Source organism: Vibrio sp. VP6 (assembly GCF_028823755.1).
Lineage (GTDB): Bacteria > Pseudomonadota > Gammaproteobacteria > Enterobacterales > Vibrionaceae > Vibrio > Vibrio parahaemolyticus.
This window is the reverse complement of sequence record NZ_JAPEID010000001.1, coordinates 143,059-165,682: the sequence shown is the minus strand read 5'-3', so window position 1 is coordinate 165,682 and position 22,624 is coordinate 143,059. Positions and strand designations below refer to the sequence as shown.

General features: G+C 45.5%; 20 protein-coding genes. 15 read left to right on the top strand and 5 right to left on the bottom strand.

The window, feature by feature from the left end:
- Positions 1-92: 92 nt before the first annotated feature.
- The 4 genes from deoC to deoD all read left to right on the top strand — a co-directional run bounded on the left by deoC (position 93) and on the right by deoD (position 4,443).
- Positions 93-869: a deoxyribose-phosphate aldolase gene (gene deoC / locus OU793_RS00740; protein ID WP_005456105.1), complete on the top strand. Its 777-nt coding sequence runs from the start codon at positions 93-95 to the stop codon at positions 867-869.
- 97 nt (positions 870-966) lie between these two features.
- Positions 967-2,295 (top strand): thymidine phosphorylase, encoded by a 1,329-nt coding sequence (deoA, locus tag OU793_RS00735; protein WP_140103132.1) that lies wholly within the window; start codon positions 967-969, stop codon positions 2,293-2,295.
- A gap of 68 nt (positions 2,296-2,363) precedes the next feature.
- Positions 2,364-3,584, top strand: a complete 1,221-nt coding sequence (locus tag OU793_RS00730; protein ID WP_005456086.1) for a phosphopentomutase — start codon at positions 2,364-2,366, stop codon at positions 3,582-3,584.
- Between the two features lie 139 nt (positions 3,585-3,723).
- Entirely contained in the window at positions 3,724-4,443 is a 720-nt protein-coding gene (gene deoD / locus OU793_RS00725) for a purine-nucleoside phosphorylase (RefSeq protein ID WP_005456104.1), read from the top strand.
- 88 nt (positions 4,444-4,531) lie between these two features.
- Here the strand turns inward: deoD and OU793_RS00720 are convergent, their stop codons facing one another.
- Positions 4,532-5,137: a YtjB family periplasmic protein gene (locus tag OU793_RS00720; protein WP_005481596.1), complete on the bottom strand. Its 606-nt coding sequence runs from the start codon at positions 5,135-5,137 to the stop codon at positions 4,532-4,534.
- 91 nt (positions 5,138-5,228) lie between these two features.
- On the opposite strand from OU793_RS00720, the gene serB reads away from it, so the two are divergent.
- The gene (serB, locus tag OU793_RS00715; RefSeq protein ID WP_020841223.1) at positions 5,229-6,209 is read left to right on the top strand and encodes a phosphoserine phosphatase; all 981 of its coding nucleotides are present in this window, start codon (positions 5,229-5,231) and stop codon (positions 6,207-6,209) included.
- Between the two features lie 43 nt (positions 6,210-6,252).
- Here serB and OU793_RS00710 read toward each other — a convergent pair whose 3' ends face one another.
- Positions 6,253-8,601, bottom strand: coding sequence for a PilZ domain-containing protein (locus OU793_RS00710; RefSeq protein ID WP_274647716.1), 2,349 nt, complete (start codon positions 8,599-8,601; stop codon positions 6,253-6,255).
- Positions 8,602-8,737: 136 nt separating this feature from the next.
- Between OU793_RS00710 and radA the strand changes: the two genes are divergently transcribed.
- Positions 8,738-10,117 (top strand): DNA repair protein RadA, encoded by a 1,380-nt coding sequence (radA, locus tag OU793_RS00705; protein WP_005456064.1) that lies wholly within the window; start codon positions 8,738-8,740, stop codon positions 10,115-10,117.
- Positions 10,118-10,333: 216 nt separating this feature from the next.
- The gene (gene fusA, locus OU793_RS00700) at positions 10,334-12,424 is read left to right on the top strand and encodes an elongation factor G (RefSeq protein WP_005456593.1); all 2,091 of its coding nucleotides are present in this window, start codon (positions 10,334-10,336) and stop codon (positions 12,422-12,424) included.
- A 200-nt stretch (positions 12,425-12,624) separates the two neighbouring features.
- On the opposite strand, the gene OU793_RS00695 is transcribed toward fusA, so the two are convergent.
- Entirely contained in the window at positions 12,625-13,551 is a 927-nt protein-coding gene (locus OU793_RS00695) for a LysR substrate-binding domain-containing protein (RefSeq protein WP_023584078.1), read from the bottom strand.
- Between the two features lie 98 nt (positions 13,552-13,649).
- On the opposite strand from OU793_RS00695, the gene OU793_RS00690 reads away from it, so the two are divergent.
- Positions 13,650-13,859, top strand: coding sequence for a DUF1127 domain-containing protein (locus tag OU793_RS00690; RefSeq protein ID WP_021449984.1), 210 nt, complete (start codon positions 13,650-13,652; stop codon positions 13,857-13,859).
- A 55-nt stretch (positions 13,860-13,914) separates the two neighbouring features.
- On the opposite strand, the gene OU793_RS00685 is transcribed toward OU793_RS00690, so the two are convergent.
- Together OU793_RS00685 and OU793_RS00680 are read right to left on the bottom strand one after the other, a co-directional pair.
- Complete coding sequence (locus OU793_RS00685; protein WP_005456535.1) at positions 13,915-15,606, bottom strand: AMP-binding protein; 1,692 nt, start codon at positions 15,604-15,606, stop codon at positions 13,915-13,917.
- Positions 15,607-15,753: 147 nt separating this feature from the next.
- Positions 15,754-16,479 (bottom strand): AraC family transcriptional regulator, encoded by a 726-nt coding sequence (locus OU793_RS00680; protein ID WP_005456623.1) that lies wholly within the window; start codon positions 16,477-16,479, stop codon positions 15,754-15,756.
- Between the two features lie 329 nt (positions 16,480-16,808).
- On the opposite strand from OU793_RS00680, the gene OU793_RS00675 reads away from it, so the two are divergent.
- The 7 genes from OU793_RS00675 to OU793_RS00645 all read left to right on the top strand — a co-directional run bounded on the left by OU793_RS00675 (position 16,809) and on the right by OU793_RS00645 (position 22,624).
- On the top strand, positions 16,809-16,988 hold the full coding sequence (locus tag OU793_RS00675; RefSeq protein ID WP_021449981.1) for a Flp family type IVb pilin: 180 nt from the start codon (positions 16,809-16,811) through the stop codon (positions 16,986-16,988).
- A 6-nt stretch (positions 16,989-16,994) separates the two neighbouring features.
- Complete coding sequence (locus OU793_RS00670; RefSeq protein WP_025515429.1) at positions 16,995-17,480, top strand: prepilin peptidase; 486 nt, start codon at positions 16,995-16,997, stop codon at positions 17,478-17,480.
- 62 nt (positions 17,481-17,542) lie between these two features.
- Positions 17,543-18,856, top strand: a complete 1,314-nt coding sequence (locus tag OU793_RS00665) for a hypothetical protein (RefSeq protein ID WP_053047819.1) — start codon at positions 17,543-17,545, stop codon at positions 18,854-18,856.
- Positions 18,857-18,869: 13 nt separating this feature from the next.
- Positions 18,870-19,625 carry a Flp pilus assembly protein CpaB gene (cpaB, locus tag OU793_RS00660; RefSeq protein ID WP_021449978.1) on the top strand — a complete coding sequence of 252 codons (756 nt, stop codon included), beginning with the start codon at positions 18,870-18,872 and terminating at the stop codon, positions 19,623-19,625.
- A 7-nt stretch (positions 19,626-19,632) separates the two neighbouring features.
- Positions 19,633-21,096, top strand: a complete 1,464-nt coding sequence (locus OU793_RS00655) for a type II and III secretion system protein family protein (RefSeq protein WP_023584081.1) — start codon at positions 19,633-19,635, stop codon at positions 21,094-21,096.
- A gap of 13 nt (positions 21,097-21,109) precedes the next feature.
- Positions 21,110-21,334: a hypothetical protein gene (locus OU793_RS00650; RefSeq protein ID WP_005482341.1), complete on the top strand. Its 225-nt coding sequence runs from the start codon at positions 21,110-21,112 to the stop codon at positions 21,332-21,334.
- 27 nt (positions 21,335-21,361) lie between these two features.
- On the top strand, positions 21,362-22,624 hold the full coding sequence (locus OU793_RS00645) for a pilus assembly protein TadG-related protein (RefSeq protein WP_053046885.1): 1,263 nt from the start codon (positions 21,362-21,364) through the stop codon (positions 22,622-22,624).

Here is a 22,624-nt window from a genome sequence, read left to right as displayed (position 1 = left end):
AATTTCTCACACTATCTCGACTTGTTGATTATAGTTAGAGAAGTGATGTGAGGCTGAGTAGTGAATTTTTTGAATATTGATCGGAGATAGAAATGAGCGATTTAAAAGCAGCAGCGCTACGTGCACTAAAACTTATGGACCTAACTACGCTGAATGATGATGACACTGATGCAAAAGTGATCTCACTATGTCATGACGCGAAAACAGCAGTAGGCAACACAGCTGCAATCTGTATTTACCCTCGCTTTATTCCTATTGCTAAGAAGACACTTCGTGAGCAAGGTACGCCAGAAGTTCGCATTGCAACAGTAACGAACTTCCCACACGGTAACGACGATATCGACATCGCTGTTGCTGAAACAAAAGCGGCTGTTGCTTACGGTGCAGACGAAGTTGACGTAGTTTTCCCATACCGCGCGCTAATGGCGGGTGATGAGAAAGTAGGCTTCGAACTAGTTAAGCAATGTAAAGAAGCTTGTGGTGACATTCTTCTTAAAGTGATCATCGAAACTGGTGAACTAAAAGAAGAAGCACTAATCAAGAAAGCATCTCAAATCTGTATTGAAGCAGGTGCTGACTTCATTAAAACTTCAACTGGTAAAGTGCCAGTAAACGCAACACCAGAATACGCTCGCATGATGCTTGAAGTTATTCGCGACATGGGTGTTGCAGAAACTGTTGGTTTCAAACCAGCAGGTGGTGTGCGCACTGCTGAAGACGCAGCGGCATACCTAGCAATGGCTGACGAAATCCTAGGTGACAACTGGGTTGATGCTCGTCACTACCGTTTTGGTGCGTCTAGCCTGCTAACCAACCTACTAAATACATTAGAAGTATCGGACGACGTCGCTGATCCAACAGCGTACTAATTCCAATAATACGTCTGAACGGTAGCACCTAAACGGGTGCTACCAAACCTCTTCTATCCTACTACAACCATGGCTCAAAAGAGCTTGGGAGGCACTAATGTATTTACCACAAGAAATCATTCGTAAAAAACGTGACGGCGAAGTCCTAACAGCCGACGAAATCAACTTCTTTATTCAAGGCGTAGCGAACAACACGGTATCTGAAGGTCAGATTGCGGCGTTTGCTATGACGATTTTCTTTAATGAAATGACCATGGATGAGCGCATCGCCCTAACGTGTGCAATGCGTGACTCAGGCATGGTAATCGACTGGAGCCACATGAACTTCGGTGGTCCAATTGTCGACAAACACTCAACCGGTGGTGTGGGTGACGTAACTTCTCTGATGCTTGGCCCTATGGTGGCAGCATGTGGCGGTTTCGTGCCTATGATCTCTGGTCGTGGCCTTGGCCACACAGGCGGCACGCTAGATAAACTTGAAGCGATTCCTGGCTACAACATCACACCAACGAACGAAGTTTTTGGTCAAGTAACCAAAGATGCGGGTGTGGCGATCATCGGTCAAACGGGTGATCTTGCTCCGGCAGATAAGCGCGTGTACGCGACTCGTGATATCACGGCTACCGTAGACAACATCTCACTGATCACGGCATCGATCCTGTCTAAGAAATTGGCAGCGGGTCTGGAATCTCTAGTGATGGACGTAAAAGTCGGTTCTGGCGCATTCATGCCAACTTACGAAGCGTCTGAAGAGCTAGCAAAATCTATCGTTGCAGTAGCAAATGGTGCAGGTACGAAGACTACCGCAATCCTTACGGACATGAACCAAGTACTGGCTTCTTCTGCGGGTAACGCGGTGGAAGTTCGTGAAGCGGTTCGTTTCCTAACAGGTGAATACCGCAACCCGCGTCTACTTGAAGTGACGATGGCATCATGTGCTGAAATGCTAGTGCTTGGCAAACTTGCTGAGAACACAGACGACGCACGCGCGAAACTGATGGAAGTGCTAGACAACGGTAAAGCAGCAGCTTGCTTCGGCAAAATGGTTGCGGGTCTTGGCGGTCCAGCTGACTTCGTAGAAAACTACGACAACTACCTAGAAAAAGCAGAAATCATCAAGCCAGTTTACGCGACAGAAACAGGCATTGTTTCTGCAATGGACACGCGTGCTATCGGCATGGCTGTGGTTTCTATGGGTGGCGGTCGCCGTGTTGCAACTGATGAAATCGACTACGCGGTAGGTTTTGATAACTTCATCCGATTGGGTGAAGTTGCTGATAGCGATAAACCTCTAGCAGTTATCCACGCTCGCAGTGAAGAGCAGTGGGAAGAAGCGGCAAAAGCACTACGCAGTGCAGTCAAAGTGGGTGGTGAATATACACCAACTCCAGAGGTTTACCGTCAAATTCGTGCAGAAGACATCTAAAAGATTAAGTAATTACATAAGGCCTACTCAACCATAATAATTCGCCGAGTGGGCCTAAGGAAAGAGCAATGAAAAGAGCATTTATTTTAGTACTAGACTCATTCGGTATCGGTGCAACTGCTGATGCAAAAGAATTTGGTGATGTAGGTTCAGACACTCTAGGTCATATTGCTGACCAGTGTGAAAAAGGCTTAGCAGATAACGACAAACGTCAAGGCGCACTTCGCCTTCCAAACCTATCTAAGCTTGGTTTGGCGATGGCACACAAAGAATCAACAGGTCGCTTTGCTCCTGGCCTAGACGCTGATGCAGAAATCATCGGTGCTTACGGTCACGCTGCTGAGCTTTCTTCTGGTAAAGACACTCCGTCTGGTCACTGGGAAATTGCTGGCGTACCAGTTCTGTTTGACTGGGGCTACTTCACAGATAAAGCAAACAGCTTCCCTAAAGAGCTGACTGACCGCATTCTTGAGCGTGCAGGTCTAGATGGCTTCCTAGGTAACTGCCACGCATCTGGTACTCAAGTTCTTGATGACCTTGGTGAAGAACACATGAAGACTGGCCAACCAATCTTCTACACTTCTGCGGACTCTGTATTCCAAATCGCATGTCACGAAGAGACATTCGGTCTAGATCGTCTACTAGAGCTTTGCCAAATTGCTCGTGAAGAACTAGAAGATTACAACATCGGCCGTGTAATCGCGCGTCCATTCATCGGTCCTGGTAAAGGTCAATTTGAGCGTACGGGTAACCGTCGTGACCTATCTGTAGAGCCACCATCAGCAACGGTTCTACAAAAGTTAGTCGAAGAGAAACAAGGCAATGTAGTTTCTATCGGTAAGATTGCAGACATCTACGCAAACTGCGGTATCACCAAGAAAGTGAAAGCGACAGGTATTCCTGCATTGTTCGAAGCAACGCTAGAGCAAATCAAAGAAGCGGGTGATAACACCATCGTATTCACTAACTTTGTTGATTTCGACTCCGCTTACGGCCACCGCCGTGATGTGGCGGGTTACGCTGCGGCGCTTGAGTACTTTGATGGTCGCATCAACGAAGTGCTCGAACTGATGGGTGAAGATGACGTGCTAATCCTAACGGCTGACCACGGTTGTGACCCAACATGGCCAGGTACTGACCATACTCGTGAGCACATTCCAGTATTGGTTTACGGTCAAAAAGTGCCAGCAGGCTCTCTTGGCCGCCGCGAAACGTTCGCAGATATCGGCCAAACATTGGCGAGCTACTTCGGTACTTCTCCAATGGATTACGGTAAGAATTTCCTATAATTAGGATATTAAAAACTAGGAGCTGAGTGCTCCTAGTTTTATGTTTGCAGTATGCAAGTACTGCTTGTCGGAAATGAGAATACTCTGGCTTACATCGCCTTAAGCGCGGAGCGCTAGAGAAAGGTTAAGGAAAAGAAAAATGGCAACTCCACATATCAATGCTGAAATGGGTGCATTCGCAGACGTAGTACTGATGCCAGGTGACCCGCTACGTGCAAAATACATCGCAGAAACCTTCCTTGAAGATGTTGTGCAAGTGTGTGATGTGCGCAATATGTTCGGTTACACAGGCACTTACAAAGGCCGTAAAATCTCTGTGATGGGCCACGGTATGGGTATCCCATCATGTTCGATTTACGCGACTGAGCTAATCAAAGACTTCGGCGTGAAGAAAATCATCCGTGTCGGTAGCTGTGGTGCGGTGAATGAAGACATCAAAGTACGTGATGTTGTGATCGGTATGGGCGCGTGTACGGATTCAAAAGTAAACCGCATTCGCTTTAAAGGCCATGACTTTGCGGCTATCGCAGACTACAAAATGGTTCGTGCAGCAGAAGATGCAGCAAAAGCACGTGGTATTGATGTGAAAGTCGGCAACCTATTCTCAGCGGAGCTTTTCTACACGCCAGATCCAGAAATGTTCGACGTAATGGACAAGTACGGCATTGTTGGTGTTGAAATGGAAGCGGCGGGTATTTACGGCGTAGCAGCAGAGTACGGCGCAAAAGCTCTGACAATCTGTACGGTTTCTGACCATATCAAAACTGGCGAGCAAACCACATCAGACGAGCGTCAAACAACATTTAACGACATGATGCTAATCGCGTTAGATTCAGTATTGCTAGGCGACGCAGAATAAGCGACAAAGATTCGTCTTCGCTTTCAAGAACTAAAAAAACAGCCCGCTCAAAGCGGGCTGTTTTTTTATTTGAAGTTGGCTGTTGGAATTACTTGGTCAGCAGCAAGTTTTCGGCTTTTTTACGGCGGATCGGCTGTCTACGTAAAATCATAATAAACAACATGCCACACACAAAACTCATCAAGACCATCATGTACATGTAACGATCACTCTTACGATAATGGTGATCAGAAATCGCCGTCACTCGGCCTGTCTCAAACGTCACACGTACAAAACCAATCACAGCACCATCAGCTAGGACTGGCTCGACCAATTGCTGGCGACCAATAGATGCGGTGGCCAGTGGGGTATCTAATCCTAGGACTTCACGGACAGACAGCGCCTCGTCACTCGATGCCAATCGCACACCTTGTGAGTCATAAATCGTGGCATCAAATACCAAACGGTCTTGCGCGAGCTGGTTGGTCAGCTTGAGCAATCGCTCTTGGTCTTTGGTTAATATCATTTCGCTGGCAGACAAAGATGCCTGCGAGATCAAAACCTTGGTGAGTGTTTCAAGCTGCTGCGCTTGAATCTTCTCGTTGCCCTTACTGATCACAACACTGTTTTTGATGGTGATGAATAACATCACGCACAGTAGGATTAGTGCCAGAATTCGCAGGGCATTCCTTACTGAGAACAAGGATTCACTCATGCTCTTTACTCATCCATTTAAAACAAAACAAAGACTTGCCTTTTTAGTTTGTTGAGGTAACGTTTTAGCAAAGTCATAAGGGATTATATACATGGACGCGTCAAAAAGCTTGCCTATCAGAAAACATACGACACTTTTAAACCGACTGCCCGAAACTCGATTTGCTACCCAGTTAGATAAAGCGAAAGCGAATTGGATCGTTTTTGCTGAATATCTTTCCCCTCGCCATTTTGAAGATATCGACTTCTTTACTGGTTTCTATAACCCGGTGTTAGAAACATGGAAAGTCGGTCAGTATGAAGTAGCATTGATGGCGGGCGAATTAACATCTCAACACGAAACCATCTTAAAAAGCCTCAACATTGATTATGCTTCTCTGAATGAAGTGCCGGATCTCTCTGCGCCTGGCTTAGTGGTGTTCGATATGGATTCCACTGCGATTCAAATTGAATGTATTGATGAAATTGCCAAACTGGCTGGAGTAGGGGAAGAAGTCGCCGAAGTAACTGAACGTGCGATGCAAGGTGAGTTGGACTTTGAACAAAGCTTGCGTCAACGGGTTGGTAAACTAAAAGGCGCAGATGAAGCGATTTTAGAGCAAGTGCGTTCTGAGCTTCCATTCATGCCAGACTTTGAAGCGTTGATTGCGACCTTTAAAGCGCTCGGTTGGAAAACCGCCATTGCATCTGGTGGGTTCACGTATTTCTCTGATTACATCAAAGAGAAAGTCGGTCTGGACTTCGCTCGTTCAAATCAGCTTGAGATCATTGACGGAAAGTTAACTGGGCAAGTGATTGGTGACGTGGTATCTGCGCAAACCAAGTCCGATATTTTGGTTGAACTGGCGGATGAATACGAAATTGAACAGCATAATACCGTTGCCGTTGGTGATGGTGCCAACGACTTAGTGATGATGTCCGCCGCAGGCCTTGGTATTGCCTACCACGCGAAACCTAAAGTAGAAGCGCAAGCACAAACCTCGGTGCGTTTTGCTGGGTTAGGTGGGGTGCTCTGTATTTTGTCTGGTGCGCTCGTGAAGCAGCAAAAAATCAGTTGGAAAGCGAAGCCTTAATAGAATCAGAAAGAAAAACTCCGCCTATCTTGGCGGTGTTTTTTTATTCCGTTAGTTCAAGTCGCACGACGACTTCTTCGGTTATGTCTTCAAACTCGCTGTAGCCAACCAAAGCCGTCAGCTCCTTTTCTAGTTTACTGGCTTGATGAACGCCAAACTGAGTAAGGTCACTCAAGTCCTGTCGTAGCAGCGACGTCATAGGATCAAAAATGGGTGCGGTGGACATTCGAAATACATAGAAATCGCCCATCATGCGCGCTTTTTTGATGAACTGAATTCGCGCTTTCACGCTATTAAATTCTTGGTGCAGTTTGGACTCGATAGCAGTGATCTTATTGCCGATTTTCGCTGCACTAATGTAGATGTCTTGGTGTCTTGCTTGTGCTCCGTCGACACGCTTAATTGGTTCTGCGATCAGCGTGCTAGAGCGGCCTTTAAAAATTGGCTCTAAAGAGAATTTTTGATCGTGACCTAAGCGCGCAAACAACTCAATGTGTTTTGGCAACGGCAGGTTCACCCCAACCACCGGAGTTTTTAGTGCCGACGCTGTACTTTTGCTGATAAAGATGGGTGTGCTTAACGTCCTTGATAGCAAAACGCTGTGTAGTCTTTCCAGTAATGCATTGCTTGGTAACATCTCTTTTTGTGGGATCAGCTTATCTTGGTTGTGTTCAATGATGCTGTTGAAGAAAGCGATCACACGGATCGTTTTGCTGTTTTCATCAATAACCAATTGTACGCTGCAACCGTCAGGGCTGACTCGAATAACGCGATATGGAACGGCCATGAGAGGCAGCTTTTTATCGTAAAGTTGTAACTCACGAAAGTTAACTTGCACTTCTTGTCCCGAGCGTAACATCGTTGGTTCATCTAAACGAATCCCTAAGCCTCGCTTAGAAATATCAACGGTTGAACCTGCTGCTTTTAACTCACCCGAACTGAGTTCAAGTGGCGTTTTGAATCGATAGCGTGGTTCTTTACGGCGCGATTGAGCATCGAAATAGATACCTTTAGGGTTGCCAGTGATTTTTCGAGGATGACGAAAGGCATTTAACGTGTTGGCTGGCAAACGCGGTTTTTCTGTTAATAGGTAATCTTGCCCCGACTTTTCGTCAGCGATTTCTTGCAAGATGCCGATATGAGTCAGTGACTGAGAGGTTTCGGCTAACTCTGGAGAGAATAGTGCGAGATCTTCTTTCTCTTGCTCAGATAACTCAAAAATAGAAATTCGAAACGCACGCCAACTTTCTCGCTTAGCCCCTAAATGCCAAAACAGCTGGCGTTGTTCGCGAGTCGCTTCGGGTCTAAGCATCGAGTAGAAGTACGTTTTGTTTTCATGTTCATGAGTAAACGAGTACAAAACGTTACTGGTGCCTTTCACACCTTGTTTGATCAAAGAAGCGACGCGTTGCTCGTTAAACAAGGAGCCAAAGACTTGTTGATTTCTCTCATCGTGCCAGTACTGCCACAACTTTTGGTTGTTTGGTGTCAGCATCGCTAGCTTGAGTTCGTTACCATCAAAAAACAGTGGTAAGTTGCTCGTGTGTTTGAGTGCAATGTGCTCATAACCGCGTGTGCGTGCACGAATGATTTTATCTTGGTTGTCATGACGTGCGCGTTTGGCGGCACTGTTTAATGCTTCGTCGATGACGCGCGCAACGACATTGGTTTCCGTTAGACGAATGGTTCGTAGATAGCGCACGGCATCATTTTCATAGCAATCGTCCACGGCCAATACTCGATACGACAGTGGCTTTTCGATGCCCGCGACTTGCGACTTGCCTGCAAACTCGGTAAACGAAACGTGAATGATTTCACCAAGGTTGTATTTAAATGCGCTCGGGACTTTAAATTTTGCCCCAGAGCTCGACAAATCGATGCTTAATCCATGAAGGATTTGCCCTTTGGCGCGGCGAATTTCTACCTGCGACTGAACCTTCAACCGCTTTTCTTGGCGTTTTAAGTCGTAACCGAGGTGAACCGGTTCTGCGAGAAAGGGGCTTTTAGGATCGGTTAATGAATGAGACTTTTCCTGTGTGGCGAGCTTGCTCATCACACGAAAGTTATTGCGCGTGTTGACCAATGCTTCCCACATGCCTTCGGTGTAGGTGCCAAACTTCTTAATGTTCTTGTGATAAGCATTAAAAGCGACATCGTCCAACCAATGCGAAATGCCATCTAAAACATATTCACGACATTCGCCTTTGACGCGACCACGTAAATCAATGCTCTTCTTACATGGTGCCATAAGACGGTTCAGTTCCATCTTCACTAAGATTTTGGCCGACGGCGGCTCTTCCTCGGTCAATTGACCAAGGACAAAATCAAAGTCTTCAGAACCATAAACGGGAATGAGTCTTTCAGCGAGCGAGAGAATTTCAGATTGCTGCATTATTTCTGTTAGAGTATGTCGTTACTTTAATTTGTATCGACTAAGTAAAGTAAAACTTAAGTATATCAATAGTTCATTTCAGATTAGATCTGACTTGGCTGTGCTTGGTCACATTTGTAGAAAAAATTGAGGCATCATGGCGAAAGCAAAACGAGCGTATGTTTGTAATGATTGTGGCGCGGATTTTCCACGTTGGCAGGGACAATGTAATGCGTGTGGTGCATGGAATACGATCACAGAGGTGCGCATTGCTGCTTCGCCAACCGTTGCTCGCAATGAACGCTTAAGCGGTTATGCTGGTTCGGCGACAGAATCGAAAGTCCAAACCTTATCTGAAATCGATCTGCAAGAAGTGCCGCGATTCACTAGTGGTTTTAAAGAGCTCGATCGTGTGCTTGGTGGTGGTGTCGTACCTGGCGCGGCGATTCTGATAGGTGGTAACCCTGGCGCGGGTAAGTCGACGTTGCTTCTTCAAACTATGTGTACGTTATCGGGGCTGATGCCGACACTTTACGTTACGGGTGAGGAATCGCTTCAACAGGTTGCGATGCGCGCGTCTCGTCTTGGTCTGCCAAAAGAGCACCTGAAGATGCTATCAGAAACCAACGTCGATAAAATTTGCCAAATTGCAGAGAAAGAGCAGCCCAGAATTATGGTGATTGACTCGATTCAGGTTATGCACGTTTCTGATGTTCAATCGTCACCGGGCAGTGTTGCTCAGGTGCGAGAATCTGCGACGGCACTGACGCGATACGCAAAACAGAACAATGTTGCGGTATTTATTGTTGGTCACGTAACGAAAGATGGTACTCTTGCCGGCCCTAAAGTCCTTGAGCACATTATTGACTGTTCTGTTTTGCTTGATGGCGGAACAGATAGTCGTTTCCGTACACTGCGCAGCCACAAAAACCGTTTTGGTGCGGTAAATGAATTAGGCGTGTTTGCGATGACGGGGCAGGGGCTGAAAGAAGTAAGTAACCCATCGGCGATTTTCCTTTCTCGTGGCGAAGAAGAGACGTCAGGATCTTCGGTCATGGTTGTGTGGGAAGGTACACGTCCTCTATTAGTAGAGATTCAAGCGCTGGTGGACTACTCGCAATTGGCAAACCCTCGTCGCGTAGCGGTTGGTTTGGAGCAGAATCGTCTCTCCTTATTATTAGCCGTACTGCATAAGCACGGTGGTCTGCAAATGGCTGATCAAGACGTGTTTGTGAATGTAGTCGGCGGCGTTAAGGTAACAGAAACCAGTGCGGATCTTGCTTTAGTGATGGCGTTACTATCAAGCTTTCGCGATCGTCCGTTGCCAAAAGATGTGGTGGTATTTGGCGAAGTTGGTTTGGCTGGCGAGATTCGTCCGGTACCTAGTGGCCAAGAGCGTTTGAACGAGGCATTTAAGCACGGCTTCAAAAAGGCAATTGTCCCGGCTGCTAATATGCCAAAAGGTGGCATTCCGGGGATGCAAATCCACGGCGTTAAGAAGTTGTCAGAGGCTATTGAGGCTTTTGACGAGCTGTAATGCTGAAAAAGAATGGTATTTGTGGGCTCACAAACTGTTCATTCCGTCCTGAATATAGAACGAATAAAGTACATAAATCGCTATGTTTGACTATCCTTTGAGGACGGAAAATTCACGTTAAAATTTTTTTTCTTCCATCTGCACGCAAGGGTATCAGTATTGACAGAATGTGATATACTCTGCGCGCACTTTATACCTTATTAACAGAGTAAGACAATGACTGATTTATCAAAATACAGAAACATTGGTATTTTTGCTCACGTAGACGCGGGTAAAACTACCTCTACAGAGCGTATCCTAAAGCTAACTGGTAAGATCCATAAGATCGGTGACACTCACGACGGTTCAACTACTACTGACTTCATGGAGCAGGAAGCTGAACGTGGTATCACTATCCAGTCTGCAGCAACAACTTGTTTCTGGAACGATCACCGTCTAAACATCATCGATACTCCTGGACACGTTGACTTCACTATCGAAGTTTACCGTTCTCTAAAAGTACTTGACGGTGGTATCGGTGTATTCTGTGGTTCTGGTGGTGTTGAGCCTCAGTCAGAAACTAACTGGCGTTACGCTGACGAATCACACGTATCTCGTCTGATCTTCGTTAACAAACTAGACCGTATGGGCGCAGACTTCTACAAAGTTGTAGACCAAGTACAAAACGTTCTAGGTGCAACTCCTCTAGTAATGACTCTACCTATCGGTATCGAAGAAGATTTCGTAGGTGTTGTAGACGTACTAAGCCAACAAGCTTACGTATGGGACGAGTCTGGCCAGCCAGAGAACTACGAAGTTCAAGAAATCCCAGCAGACATGGTAGACAAAGCAGCTGAATACCGTGAAATGCTAATCGAAACTGCTCTAGAGCAAGACGAAGATCTAATGATGGCTTACCTAGAAGAAGGCGAAGAGCCATCTGTAGAAGACATCAAACGTTGTATCCGTAAAGGTACACGTGACCTAGCATTCTTCCCAACTTACTGTGGTTCAGCGTACAAGAACAAAGGTATGCAACTTATTCTTGACGCGGTAGTAGATTACCTACCATCGCCAACAGAAGTTGATCCACAGCCTCTAACTGATCCTGACACAGGTGAAGCGACTGGTGAAGTTGCAACTGTATCTGCAGACGAGCCACTAAAAGCGCTTGCGTTCAAAATCATGGACGACCGTTTCGGTGCTCTAACCTTCATCCGTATCTACTCTGGTAAGATGAAGAAAGGCGACACAGTTCTTAACTCTGCAACTGGTAAAACAGAGCGTATCGGCCGTATGGTTGAGATGCACGCAGACGAGCGTAACGAGATCGATTCAGCACAAGCTGGTGACATCATCGCTGTAGTTGGTATGAAGAACGTTCAAACTGGTCACACTCTATGTGATCCTAAACACGAATGTACTCTAGAACCAATGATCTTCCCTGAACCAGTAATCTCTATCGCTGTTAAGCCTAAAGATAAAGGCGGTTCTGAGAAGATGGGTATCGCTATTGGTAAGATGGTTGCAGAAGATCCATCATTCCAAGTTGAGACTGACGAAGAGTCTGGCGAAACTATCCTAAAAGGTATGGGTGAACTTCATCTAGATATCAAAGTTGATATCCTAAAACGTACTTACGGCGTTGAGCTAGAAGTAGGTGCTCCTCAGGTTGCTTACCGTGAAACTATCACTCAAGCAATCGAAGACAGCTACACTCACAAGAAACAGTCTGGTGGTTCTGGTCAGTTCGCGAAAATCGACTACCGTATCAAACCAGGTGAAGTTGGTTCAGGCTTCACGTTCAAATCAACAGTTGTTGGTGGTAACGTACCTAAAGAATTCTGGCCTGCAGTTGAGAAAGGCTTCGCTGGCATGATGGAAACTGGTGTTCTAGCTGGCTTCCCTACTCTAGACGTAGAAGTTGAACTATACGACGGTGGTTTCCACGCAGTTGACTCTTCAGCTATCGCTTACGAAATCGCTGCTAAAGGCGCATTCCGTCAATCTATGCCTAAAGCTGGCGCGCAACTTCTTGAGCCAATCATGAAAGTTGACGTATTCACTCCAGAAGATCACGTTGGTGACGTAATCGGTGACCTTAACCGTCGTCGTGGTATGATCAAAGACCAACAAGCTGGTACTACTGGCGTACGTATCAAGGGTGATGTACCTCTATCAGAAATGTTCGGTTACATCGGTACTCTACGTACAATGACATCTGGTCGTGGTCAGTTCTCTATGGAGTTCTCACACTACTCACCATGTCCAAACAACGTTGCTGAGCAAGTAATTGCTGACGTTAAAGAGCGTAACGCTAAGAAGTGATTCTTAAGTTAACTCTATGATTTTAAAGCCCCGCCTCGTGCGGGGCTTTTTATATCTATGGCCGAAAGTTGTTTGAAGAGTCATCAACGTTCATCTTTTAAGTTTGCTTTACTTTGATGCTGAGATGCTGGCTAACATTCATCACCGAACTTGTTCGTTCTCTTGCTGTTTAGCAAAACTCCTTTTGAAGTAAGACGTGCTTATTTATCGAGCTCGATAATTTCAAAATCTTGTGTCACTGACTTTTCAAATGTGTCTATCTCTTCTCTTAACCACTGGGCAAATAGTTGTGCTTTTGGTCGCTTCAAGTAACCCTTGGGTGCACATAGGTAGTACGCAAATCTAGGTTTTATCGCGATGTCGCCAATACGAACCAGTTTACCCGTCCGAAAATATTGATACGCCAAGCTGTGTTTGACGAGCGCTACACCTTGTAGGGATAACGCAGCTTCCAACACTAAGTGCGAGCCACTGTATTTTAAAGCGGGCTTTGCCGCAGAGTGTCCAAGTCTTGCTAACCACATGTTCCAGTCGAGATCGGGCCACACGTCTTCGATGAGCTCTGCTTTGCTTAAATCTTCGATGCTATAGATGCCATGTTCCTTCTGATACATCGGATGACATGCTGGGTAAAAGGCTTCGTCCATCAGCCACTGCGATTCTAAATTTGGGTATTTTCCTAATCCGTAGCGAACGCACAAATCTATCTGACTATCTTGAAAAGAGACGAGATCATTTGTGGGCTCTAGTAATAGGGCAATATCAGGATGACGTTGACGAAAGGCGGTGATTTTAGGCACCAACCAATGGTGGGCAAAGGAGGGCAGTGTTGATATTGAAAGATGGTTCGGGTTTGGATCCTGGTTGACAAGGCGTACGCCTTGCTGCAAATGGGCAAACCCTCTTTCTGCTTGAGTAAATAGCAGTTCCCCTTCTGGCGTCAGTACAATTTTTCTGTGTTGACGAACAAACAAGTCCGTCCCTAAAAACTCCTCAAGCTGACGAATTTGTTGGCTGATGGCTGCGGGGGTAACAAATAGATTCTTGGCTGCGGTTTTAAAACTGCCTTCCTTTGCTGCGATGAAAAAATAGTACAAGCCCTGTAATGGTGGCATTCGATCTTTCACATTAGTTTTCCTTAACTCAATGGCAGATTCTATCGTTTGAGGATATCAGCGTAGTCTCCGATTATTAACTGGTCAATATTGTAATAGGAAGCCGAAACATGGAAAACGTGACGCAAACTTGTGAACAAGTGATCCCAGTCAGTCGTCAGACTTGGTTACAGTTAATTTATTCTAAACTGGTTGTTTGGCGAAGGAACTATCGGACGCGCCGACACTTGAAGGACTTACCTGAACATTTGTGGGATGACATCGGATTAGAAGCGAATGAGATTCGTAATGAAGTCAGCAAACCATTTTGGAGAGAGTAGTTTGAAGCAAGAATAAAGAGCACTCCCCAATGGCTTTGAGGAGTGCTTTGCTTGGTTACAAGTCTTCTTCCCACAAGACTAATTCATCTTTCGGCCAGTTGTGGCCAAGCTCGTGGTATTTTTGTTCCAATACATGACGTTTGATTTTAAGTGTTGGTGTCAACACACCATTTTCAATACTCCATGGCTCTTTGATCATCAATACGCCTTTGATCTGCTCATGAGAGGCCAATTCTTGATTCATGCGCGCAATGACTTTTCTTGTCGTACGAGCATAACGCTCCTTGTCGAAATGAGGAAAATCATGCGGCACCACGAGAAGAATAGGGCCAGGTAAGCCTAAGCCAATCAGGCACATCATTTCTACACGGCTGTACTCGAAGAGTTTTTTCTCAATCGGTACTGGAGAGACAAATTTACCCTTGGCGGTTTTGAACGTGTCTTTTTTGCGACCTTGAATGGTGAGGTAGCCATCTTTATCAATTGCGCCAATATCGCCGGTGTGCAGCCAACCGTCTGAATCAAAAGATTCTTGAGTTGCGATGTCATTCTTGTAGTAGCCAGAGAACAATCCCTTACCGCGCACCATGATTTCGCTGTCATCGGCAATTTTTAACTCAATGCCGGGGCCTGCGTTACCCACGGTACCAATTTTATCTGCTCTAAATGGGTAGTTTATGGTGCTGTAAGCGAAGGATTCCGTCATCCCCCATGCTTCGGTGATGTTTAGGCCAACGCTGTGGTACCAATCTAATAGTGCGGGTGATACCGGAGCAGAACCACAACCCAAAACTCGCGCTTGATCTAACCCCAGCCCTTCGGCGAGCTTTTTCTTAATCAGCGAATTTACGAACGGTATTTTCAGTAAGAAATTCAATTTTTTCTGCGGAAGTTTGTCTTGAATGCGTTGCTGGAACAGAGTCCATAATCTCGGTACAGAAATGAACAAGGTTGGGCGGTGCATTTTCACGTCTTCGATAAAAGTATCGAGCGACTCTGGGAAAGCCGTTGGTACGCCACCCATGATGGATGAACCAAAAATATAAACGCGTTCAGTAATATGTGCCAATGGTAGGTAGGAAAAGAGTCGGTCGTTAGCTTGAATGCCGATGTGGTTGATCAGCTGTTGTACCGACCAACTAAACGCTCCGTAAGTCAGCATTGCGCCTTTTGGCAAACCTGATGTGCCGGAGGTATACACCAATGACATCAACTTATCGTCGTAGTGTTGTGGACGCTCTTCACTTGGCACGGCATCCGCAATCAAAGCGTTGAACTGGTATTGGCATTGTGGTGCTGAATCATACGGCAGCGCGATGCTGATAAGCTCTGGCATGGCATCAATGACTTGCTGAGTTGCTGCTGGGTCATCAAGCTTCCCCCCGATCAGCGCCTTACTTTCACTGTGAGTTACACAGTATTCAATCGTGTCGGCCCCTGCGGTAGGGAAAATAGGTACGCTTACGTAATCCCCTAGCATCATGGCCAAATCGCAGATAAACCACTCTGCGCAGTTTTTCGATACCAGTGCGACTTTATCGCCAGGCTGAATACCCAGCCCACGTAGTGCGCTGACGAGCTTGAGAGCCTGATCGGCGACTTCTGCGTAAGTAAATTCGACAAACTGTCGGTTAATGATTTGTTTTAGGTAGACCTCATTCGGGCGCTCCGCTGCCCATTTAAGAATCATTTCATTTGGTGGTGGGAGAGCGCAACCAGCAGTGCTATTTATTTTCGGCTGATTCATGTTTGGTGACTCCATGTCTTCTCGTTGTATTTATAATTGTTAATGCATTGTTAACTTTAGCATGTTGAATTACGACACGGGAACGCATTTTGATGAATTCTGTGGGAAAGTTAGCGTTAGATCGGCAAAAAACGCTGTGATTTGGGCTTAAAACTGTTGGCGATAATTCGCCGGAGAAAGCCCCGTTTTCTTTTTAAAGATACGAGAAAAGTACGAGACATCGCGATAACCACATTGGTAAGCGATATACGCGATTTTCATGGATTCGTTCTCGATCAGCATTTTTTTGGCTAATGAAATGCGTTTCGCAGTCACATAGTCACGAAAACACATACCAACTTTGCGGTGAAACACCTTTGAGAAGTATGTCGGAGAGTAATGGCACAGTGCCGCGGCTTCTTCTTCTCTTAGGTCTTTATGAACATTGTTGGCGATGTAATTGACGACATCTGAGAAATTGGACTTACCATTGCGGGAAAAAATATTGTCCGCAGAAATTTGAGCGTCATCGACTTTGGCGTGTAAAAAGTATTTGAGCTTAGCTTGAGAAAGCCACACTGGTAGCGTGTTTTCATTTAGCTCATAACACTCAGCGGTGATGTGACTTGGCGGTAAGCAACACTCGGTGTTTTCTTTTGTGACAACAATCAGTTTCTTATCAAGGTTTTCACAAAGGGTAGCAATGCTTTTGGCATGGTCGGTTGGGTCATGGGTGATGTAGTAAAAGAAGTAGCAAAACTCTTTATCACTCAATACTGATATGTCGTTGCTGCAATCTAGCAAATCAAAATGCTGCTCAAACTCTGCCTTAAATTCTTCAGGCAGAGTGTGTAACGGCTCTCCAATCCAATAAGCTTTTGTCACTCTTTCCATATGACATCCTTTCAGCTTGAGTCGAAACAACGTTGTCCATGCGGTGTAAGTCGAGTCTCATTCCTTGAAATCAATAACTCACCCTTTCGTTTAAGCTTAGGTCTATTAATTCATACTGCAAGTGTGAGATATGTCGCATATAGTGTGGTTTTGTGTCTCATTTTTGATACATTTTAACGCTAAACACAAGGTGGGCAAAAAAGTACTAGTCGTTGGCAAAAAAGTCCTAACTCCCCATTTTTTCGGTGACTAAGGTTTAATCATGATTCAGGTGGATATGCACTTGCATCATTAACAAGCGAGAAAATGTTAAACAAGGGGATAAACTTATGGACAACTTTCGCAACCTAATCAAGGACTTCATGGAAGATGAAGAAGGTCTAACACTGCTTGAATACATCTTGGGCGCCGCTCTGATTGTTGCTGCATTCGTTACTGGTGGGGTTACTTTCTGGGATGCTCTAGCTGACAAGTTCGACACTGTTTCGAGCACAATTGCTAGTCAGTAAGTGCCTATGTTCGAAATTGTTATCTGGTCGTTATTGATAGTGATCGGAGTGTCCGATGCCCAGAAGCACAAAATTCCTAATAAAGCCGTTTTGTTGCTTCTGGTCGTTGTCACTGCAAACGTGATTTATAGTCCTACCACATCGTTGATGGATCATGCGTATGGAGGATTAGTTGCGTTTGCAGTGTGCTTTGCGCTCTATCTCGTTAAAGCAATGGCTGGAGGAGACGTTAAATTACTCGCCGTCATTGGGGTATGGTTGGGTCTAAGTAATCTGTGGGAAGCGTCTATCGGAATTATTCTCGCAGGGGGAATTGTTGGCATCTTTTATTTGATGCTTCACATTGCTTCAACGAGCGTTGCTCTAACTCATCAGGTCAAGGGCTACTGCATTGAAAAAGTTACACCAGGCTTTAGGTCTAATAAGCCACTAGTGATTCCTTTCGCGCCTGTAATCGTAATCGGATTAGCTTATTTCTCCTACACGCACTAATACTTATAAATAGAAAAACATACGACATCAGTTGACTAGGCAACTTCAAGAGGGGAAGTATGATGGGCTCTGCGTATTGGGAAAAACTAGTGCCACAAATCAATCCACCAAAGGTGCCTTCCGCAGTGGAAGGTCTTGGGATCCCAGCTTCAGTCGTTGAAAACCTAGTTCTGAAACATCTGGCTGCTTATCCCAAATGTGATTTAGTTGAACTGACTCAGCGATTGTCTGTGGTTTCAAACATTGTTGAGCTTGCACTCGCGCAGTTGAGAAAACGCAGCTGGGTTGAGGTGTATCAGCCTGCGTCAGACAAACTAAGCCATTCGTATTCGAATGTTCGATATAGCCTTACCGAGCTTGGTTTGGCTGAGGCGGATATTGCTTATCGAAAAGATCCCTACATTGGCCCAGTTCCTGTGTCGTTGGACGATTATTGGACGGTTGTGGAAGGGCAAGATCTGCGTAAAAATCCAATTACACGCACCGATGTAGAACGTGCACTGTCCGATGTATTTGGTTCCGAGCATTTAATTCCAGTGCTTGGCCCAGCGATTAACTCAGGTCGAGCAATGCTGCTGTACGGGCATGCTGGTACAGGTAAGAGTTATGTGGCTGCGCGTGTTTTGAATGCGATGAGTACGTCGGTTTTCATTCCTTACGCTATTTATGCTGATGGCAACATCATCAAAGTATTTTCCGAGCACCATCACCGTCGTTTAGACAACTCCCATTCTCAAGTATTCGTTAAGTTGGAAACGCATTACGACAAACGCTGGGTTCTGTGTGAAAGGCCAAATATCCAAGTCGGTGGTGAACTTACGATGGATATGTTGGAAGTTAACCATAGCGAGCACAATAGAGTTTGGATTGCGCCGCTGCAAATGATGGCAAACAACGGCATTTTGGTTATTGACGATTTAGGGCGTCAAGCCATGCCCGTTGATGCGTTGTTGAACCGCTGGATTGTGCCGATGGAGTATTTGTTCGACCATCTAGCACTGCCTAACGGTCAACAAGTTACTGTGCCATTTATGCTGACATTGGCTTTCTCATCCAACTTTGCACCGAGCAAAATTGCGGACCCTGCTTTTTTACGTCGTCTTGGTTACAAAATCGAGTTTAAGCCGCTCAGTGACGAAGATTACCACGCTCTGTGGTTGTCTCTTTCACAAGATCAGCAAATCGCATTAGCGCCTGAGTTTTTTGATGCATTGAAGCAATTGCACTGTGATAACAACATGCCGAACTTTCCTTGTTTGCCGAAAGATCTATTGGGTATTAGCCGAGATATTTTGGTGTTCGAAGGACAAAGAAAAGTGGTGTCTCCAGATCTCTTGACTCGAGCTTGGGGACTGTATTTTACAGTGGATGAATAGGGAGATTTAAATTATGAGTCGGACTCAAGTCATCATGTTATTGCTGCTCTCCATTGTTTTCGGCCTTGCTGCCGTATTAATTGCCAAACAATGGATGGACGGCAGAAACCAGCCAACAGTAGAGCTCGAAGAGGTGGAACGTCACCCAGTTGTAGTCGCTACGATGGAGCTGGAGCCAGGCACCATTTTGGATGAAAAGCACTTAACCACCAAGTTAATGGAAGTGGACTGGATAGACGACGAAACACTCAAAGTGCCTGAGCAAGCTTTGGGACGTATCGTTGCAAACACCATTTACGCGGGCGAGTTGGTCAATCCCAATCGTCTTGCTCAACCTGGAGAGGGCGCAACGCTTGCGGCCTTAATTCCTGAGAACAAGCGAGCAGTCACCATTCGTGTAAATGACGTTATCGGCGTAGCGGGTTTCCTACTGCCGGGTAACAAAGTGGATGTGTTGAACACAGTGAGCTATGGCAAAGGCAAGCAAGCGACCACACTCACGGTGTTAAAAAATATCAATGTATTAGCAGTCGACCAAACAGCAAAAACTAACGACAACAAACCCGTGATCGTTCGTGCAGTCACATTGGAAGTCACCCCTAAAGAAGCGGAAAAACTGCTTACTGCTAACAGCAAGGGTGAGATCCAACTGGCTTTGCGTAACCCTCATGAAGTCGATAAACCTGTTGTAGCAAAAAAATATACCCCTCGACCTAGTGTGACCATCATTAAGGGATCTCAGACATCCAGTGTCCGAGTCAGTAATTAGGTGAATTATGAAAACAATAATATTACTCGTTAGCCAGTTACTTTTTGTTAGCTTGTCTGTTCATGCGGCAACCGCGCAGTCTGGAAGAGTGGTCTCTGTTGCGCATCACCAATCTACACAATTGGTGATTTCAGGTAAGGCCAAAAAGGTGACGTTAGGGGATCCAGAAGTCTTGGATATCGTAGTTCTAAGATCGAATGAACTGTTCTTGATTGGTAAAAAACTAGGAACGACCAATGTGTCGGTTTGGGATAGTCGTGGCCGATTGATCGAACAGTTTAATGTCGAAGTCACTCACGATTTAAATACGCTTAAATCTAAGTTGTTCCAGTTCTTGCCGGACGAAAATATCGAAGTGCATAGCGCTCAAGAGAAAGTCGTTCTCAGAGGTTTGGTCAGCAGTCAGCAAAACATGGATACCGCCGTCAAAATTGCCGAAACCTTTGCTTTAGGTGATGCCGCTGATGAAGAAGATGACAATGCGAAAGACGATGAAAGCTCAGTCATTAACTTGCTTTCTATTGGCGGCGCGCAGCAAGTGACGTTAGAAGTGACGGTCGCGGAAGTACAACGAACTTTGGTTCGACGTTTTGACTCAAACTTCCATTTCTTCCAAAAAAGCGGTGACTTCACTTGGGGTGCGACAACCGCGGGTGGCGGTATCGACAACATTGGCCCGATTTTAAATGTGCCAACGGTAGAAGATTTCGGCTTCTTGGGATCGTTCATTGATAGCAATACTTTGTTTACGTTTGCTCTGGATGTCGCGAAGCAAAACGGTATGGCTAAAGTATTGGCAGAGCCAAGCCTTACTGCTCTAAGTGGTACTCAAGCGGAATTTATTGCGGGTGGTGAATTCCCAATTCCTGTACCGAATGAGAATGGTATTACCATCGACTACAAAGAGTACGGTGTTCAACTGGACTTTGTACCTTTCATTCTCAGTGATAAGAGAATCAACCTGAAGCTCAATGTTAACGTGAGTGAAATTTCTAACTCTGGTGTGCTGACGTTTAATCCGAACGAAGTCAACGCAACGTTTTTTATTCCTCCGATCACTAAGCGTAGCGCAGGAACTACAATTGAATTAGCGGACGGACAAACAATCGGTATCGCCGGTTTGTTGAGTGAAAACGCGCGCAACGTTGCGGATGGAATTCCGGGAGCCAGTGACCTTCCAGTGCTTGGACGCTTGTTTAAGAGTGAAGAGTTTACATCTGGTGAAACCGAGCTGGTGATTTTGGTGACACCACGATTAGCGACGCCAATCGATAGACGCAGAGTGACTCTGCCGACCGATGGGTTTGTGGCTCCAAACGATGTGGAATTCTATCTGTTGGGTAAAGGCGCGACGCTCGATTTCGACCGCTATCAACTTAATAATATTAGAGAAGAAGATACAAACAATAATTTTAATCAGTACGGTTCGTCAGAAGGTGGCTCTGAGGGCAAGTTTGGGCACAGTCTATAAGTGGGAGAGTAAGATGAAAAGCATAATGATCATGACCATTTGTTTCACATCATTCGGCTTGTTTGGCTGTGCGAATGACCCTGATCTTGGAATCTCGGTAAGCCAATTGCGCGCAGAACAAACGCTAAATCCGGAAGCATGGTATGAAAATCTAGGTTATCTACCAGAGGGAAGCGGTGAGCGCACGCAGGTCAGCTTAGAGGTATACAACAATAACGGGGTAGCCAAAGAAAAATAAGTGATTCGTTCACTTATAGGAGGGGCTATGCGAAGGAAAATGCAAACAGCAACAAGGAGAACCCAGAAAGGGATCACATTGGTGCTTATAAGTTTAGTTCTGTTGATTTTGTTGGGCGTTGCTGCGTTCGGTATTGATTTAAACCATCAGATCTTGAATAAAACAAGGTTACAGAACTCTGTGGATGCAGCAGCATTGGCCGCTGCTGTTGTTGCTGATGAGACTAGCAATGTTAGCGAGGCAGAAACGGCTGCCAAAACATATCTTGCTGGATTTTCGACTAGTTCAGGTAATAGTGAGTTAACTTTTACTGACGAGAACACTTCTGTAACGTTCTCAACAGACATGGAATCATTTGTTAGTGCCGGGGCATTTACCCCCCCCGTTTCTGGTGAATATGACATTTATGTTCGCGTAGCAGTTTCAAATTTGGAACTTGGGCGATTTCTAAGTGCCATTTTTGGTATAGACAAACAAGTATCAGCAAGTGCAGTTGCAGGTCGAAGCGCAGGTATTAACTATACATGTAATATTTCTCCTATTGCCATGTGTGCAGATACGTCGTCTCCGGAAACTTCTTGGGGTTACGTACCACAACCCGGATATAACCCTTCCGTTGATCGTATTGCGAGTACTTTATATCAACTGAAACCTGCAGATAATCAAAGTGGTGACATAGGACCAGGGAATTTTCATCTCCTGGATCTTGGCGTGTCTGGTAAAAACGCTGTTCGAGATGCCTTTGCCGGCGCAACAAATAACTGCATTACTATTGGCGGTACGGTAGATACTGAGACGGGTAAAGGTACTGGGCCAGTTGCCCAAGGTATCAATACACGTTTTGGTAAATTTAATGGTCCTACCGAAGAAGGGGGGGCGGTAAAAAGCGATAAATATGTTGAGGAGCCTTCCCCTCTTTTAGAGAGTGACACTTATCAAAGCAGTAACTTTTACTACGCTGATTATGTATCCGCGATAGAAAGTTGCAGTTCGGGGGGGACGTGTAATAGTAACTATTATGATGCAGATGGCTCTAGTGGCAGACGAATCTTAAGAGTGCCAATTATTAACTGTGATTCCACAACAAGTGGGAAGCAAACAGTTCAGGTATTGGGGTTGGGGTGTTTCTTTCTTCTTCAAGAGGTGAAGCAAAAAGGGAACGAATCGGAAATTTACGGACAGTTTTTGGAAGACTGCGTGATTAACAATGGATCTACAGGTACTGATCCTTCAGACAAAGGCCTGTACAAAATTCAGCTTTACAAAGATCCACTCAGCGAGGCTTCCTAA

What these genes read in the sequence shown, in the direction of transcription:
- deoD (WP_005456104.1), top strand. Translation starts at nt 3,724, where the DNA reads ATGGCAACTCCACATATCAATGCTGAAATGGGTGCATTCGCAGACGTA.
- OU793_RS00690 (WP_021449984.1), top strand. Translation starts at nt 13,650, where the DNA reads ATGGAAAACGTGACGCAAACTTGTGAACAAGTGATCCCAGTCAGTCGT.
- fusA (WP_005456593.1), top strand. Translation starts at nt 10,334, where the DNA reads ATGACTGATTTATCAAAATACAGAAACATTGGTATTTTTGCTCACGTA.
- deoA (WP_140103132.1), top strand. Translation starts at nt 967, where the DNA reads ATGTATTTACCACAAGAAATCATTCGTAAAAAACGTGACGGCGAAGTC.
- OU793_RS00685 (WP_005456535.1), bottom strand. Translation starts at nt 15,606, where the DNA reads ATGAATCAGCCGAAAATAAATAGCACTGCTGGTTGCGCTCTCCCACCA.
- OU793_RS00710 (WP_274647716.1), bottom strand. Translation starts at nt 8,601, where the DNA reads ATGCAGCAATCTGAAATTCTCTCGCTCGCTGAAAGACTCATTCCCGTT.
- deoC (WP_005456105.1), top strand. Translation starts at nt 93, where the DNA reads ATGAGCGATTTAAAAGCAGCAGCGCTACGTGCACTAAAACTTATGGAC.
- OU793_RS00670 (WP_025515429.1), top strand. Translation starts at nt 16,995, where the DNA reads ATGTTCGAAATTGTTATCTGGTCGTTATTGATAGTGATCGGAGTGTCC.
- OU793_RS00655 (WP_023584081.1), top strand. Translation starts at nt 19,633, where the DNA reads ATGAAAACAATAATATTACTCGTTAGCCAGTTACTTTTTGTTAGCTTG.
- serB (WP_020841223.1), top strand. Translation starts at nt 5,229, where the DNA reads ATGGACGCGTCAAAAAGCTTGCCTATCAGAAAACATACGACACTTTTA.
- OU793_RS00665 (WP_053047819.1), top strand. Translation starts at nt 17,543, where the DNA reads ATGGGCTCTGCGTATTGGGAAAAACTAGTGCCACAAATCAATCCACCA.
- OU793_RS00730 (WP_005456086.1), top strand. Translation starts at nt 2,364, where the DNA reads ATGAAAAGAGCATTTATTTTAGTACTAGACTCATTCGGTATCGGTGCA.
- cpaB (WP_021449978.1), top strand. Translation starts at nt 18,870, where the DNA reads ATGAGTCGGACTCAAGTCATCATGTTATTGCTGCTCTCCATTGTTTTC.
- OU793_RS00720 (WP_005481596.1), bottom strand. Translation starts at nt 5,137, where the DNA reads ATGAGTGAATCCTTGTTCTCAGTAAGGAATGCCCTGCGAATTCTGGCA.
- OU793_RS00650 (WP_005482341.1), top strand. Translation starts at nt 21,110, where the DNA reads ATGAAAAGCATAATGATCATGACCATTTGTTTCACATCATTCGGCTTG.
- radA (WP_005456064.1), top strand. Translation starts at nt 8,738, where the DNA reads ATGGCGAAAGCAAAACGAGCGTATGTTTGTAATGATTGTGGCGCGGAT.
- OU793_RS00680 (WP_005456623.1), bottom strand. Translation starts at nt 16,479, where the DNA reads ATGGAAAGAGTGACAAAAGCTTATTGGATTGGAGAGCCGTTACACACT.
- OU793_RS00645 (WP_053046885.1), top strand. Translation starts at nt 21,362, where the DNA reads ATGCGAAGGAAAATGCAAACAGCAACAAGGAGAACCCAGAAAGGGATC.
- OU793_RS00675 (WP_021449981.1), top strand. Translation starts at nt 16,809, where the DNA reads ATGGACAACTTTCGCAACCTAATCAAGGACTTCATGGAAGATGAAGAA.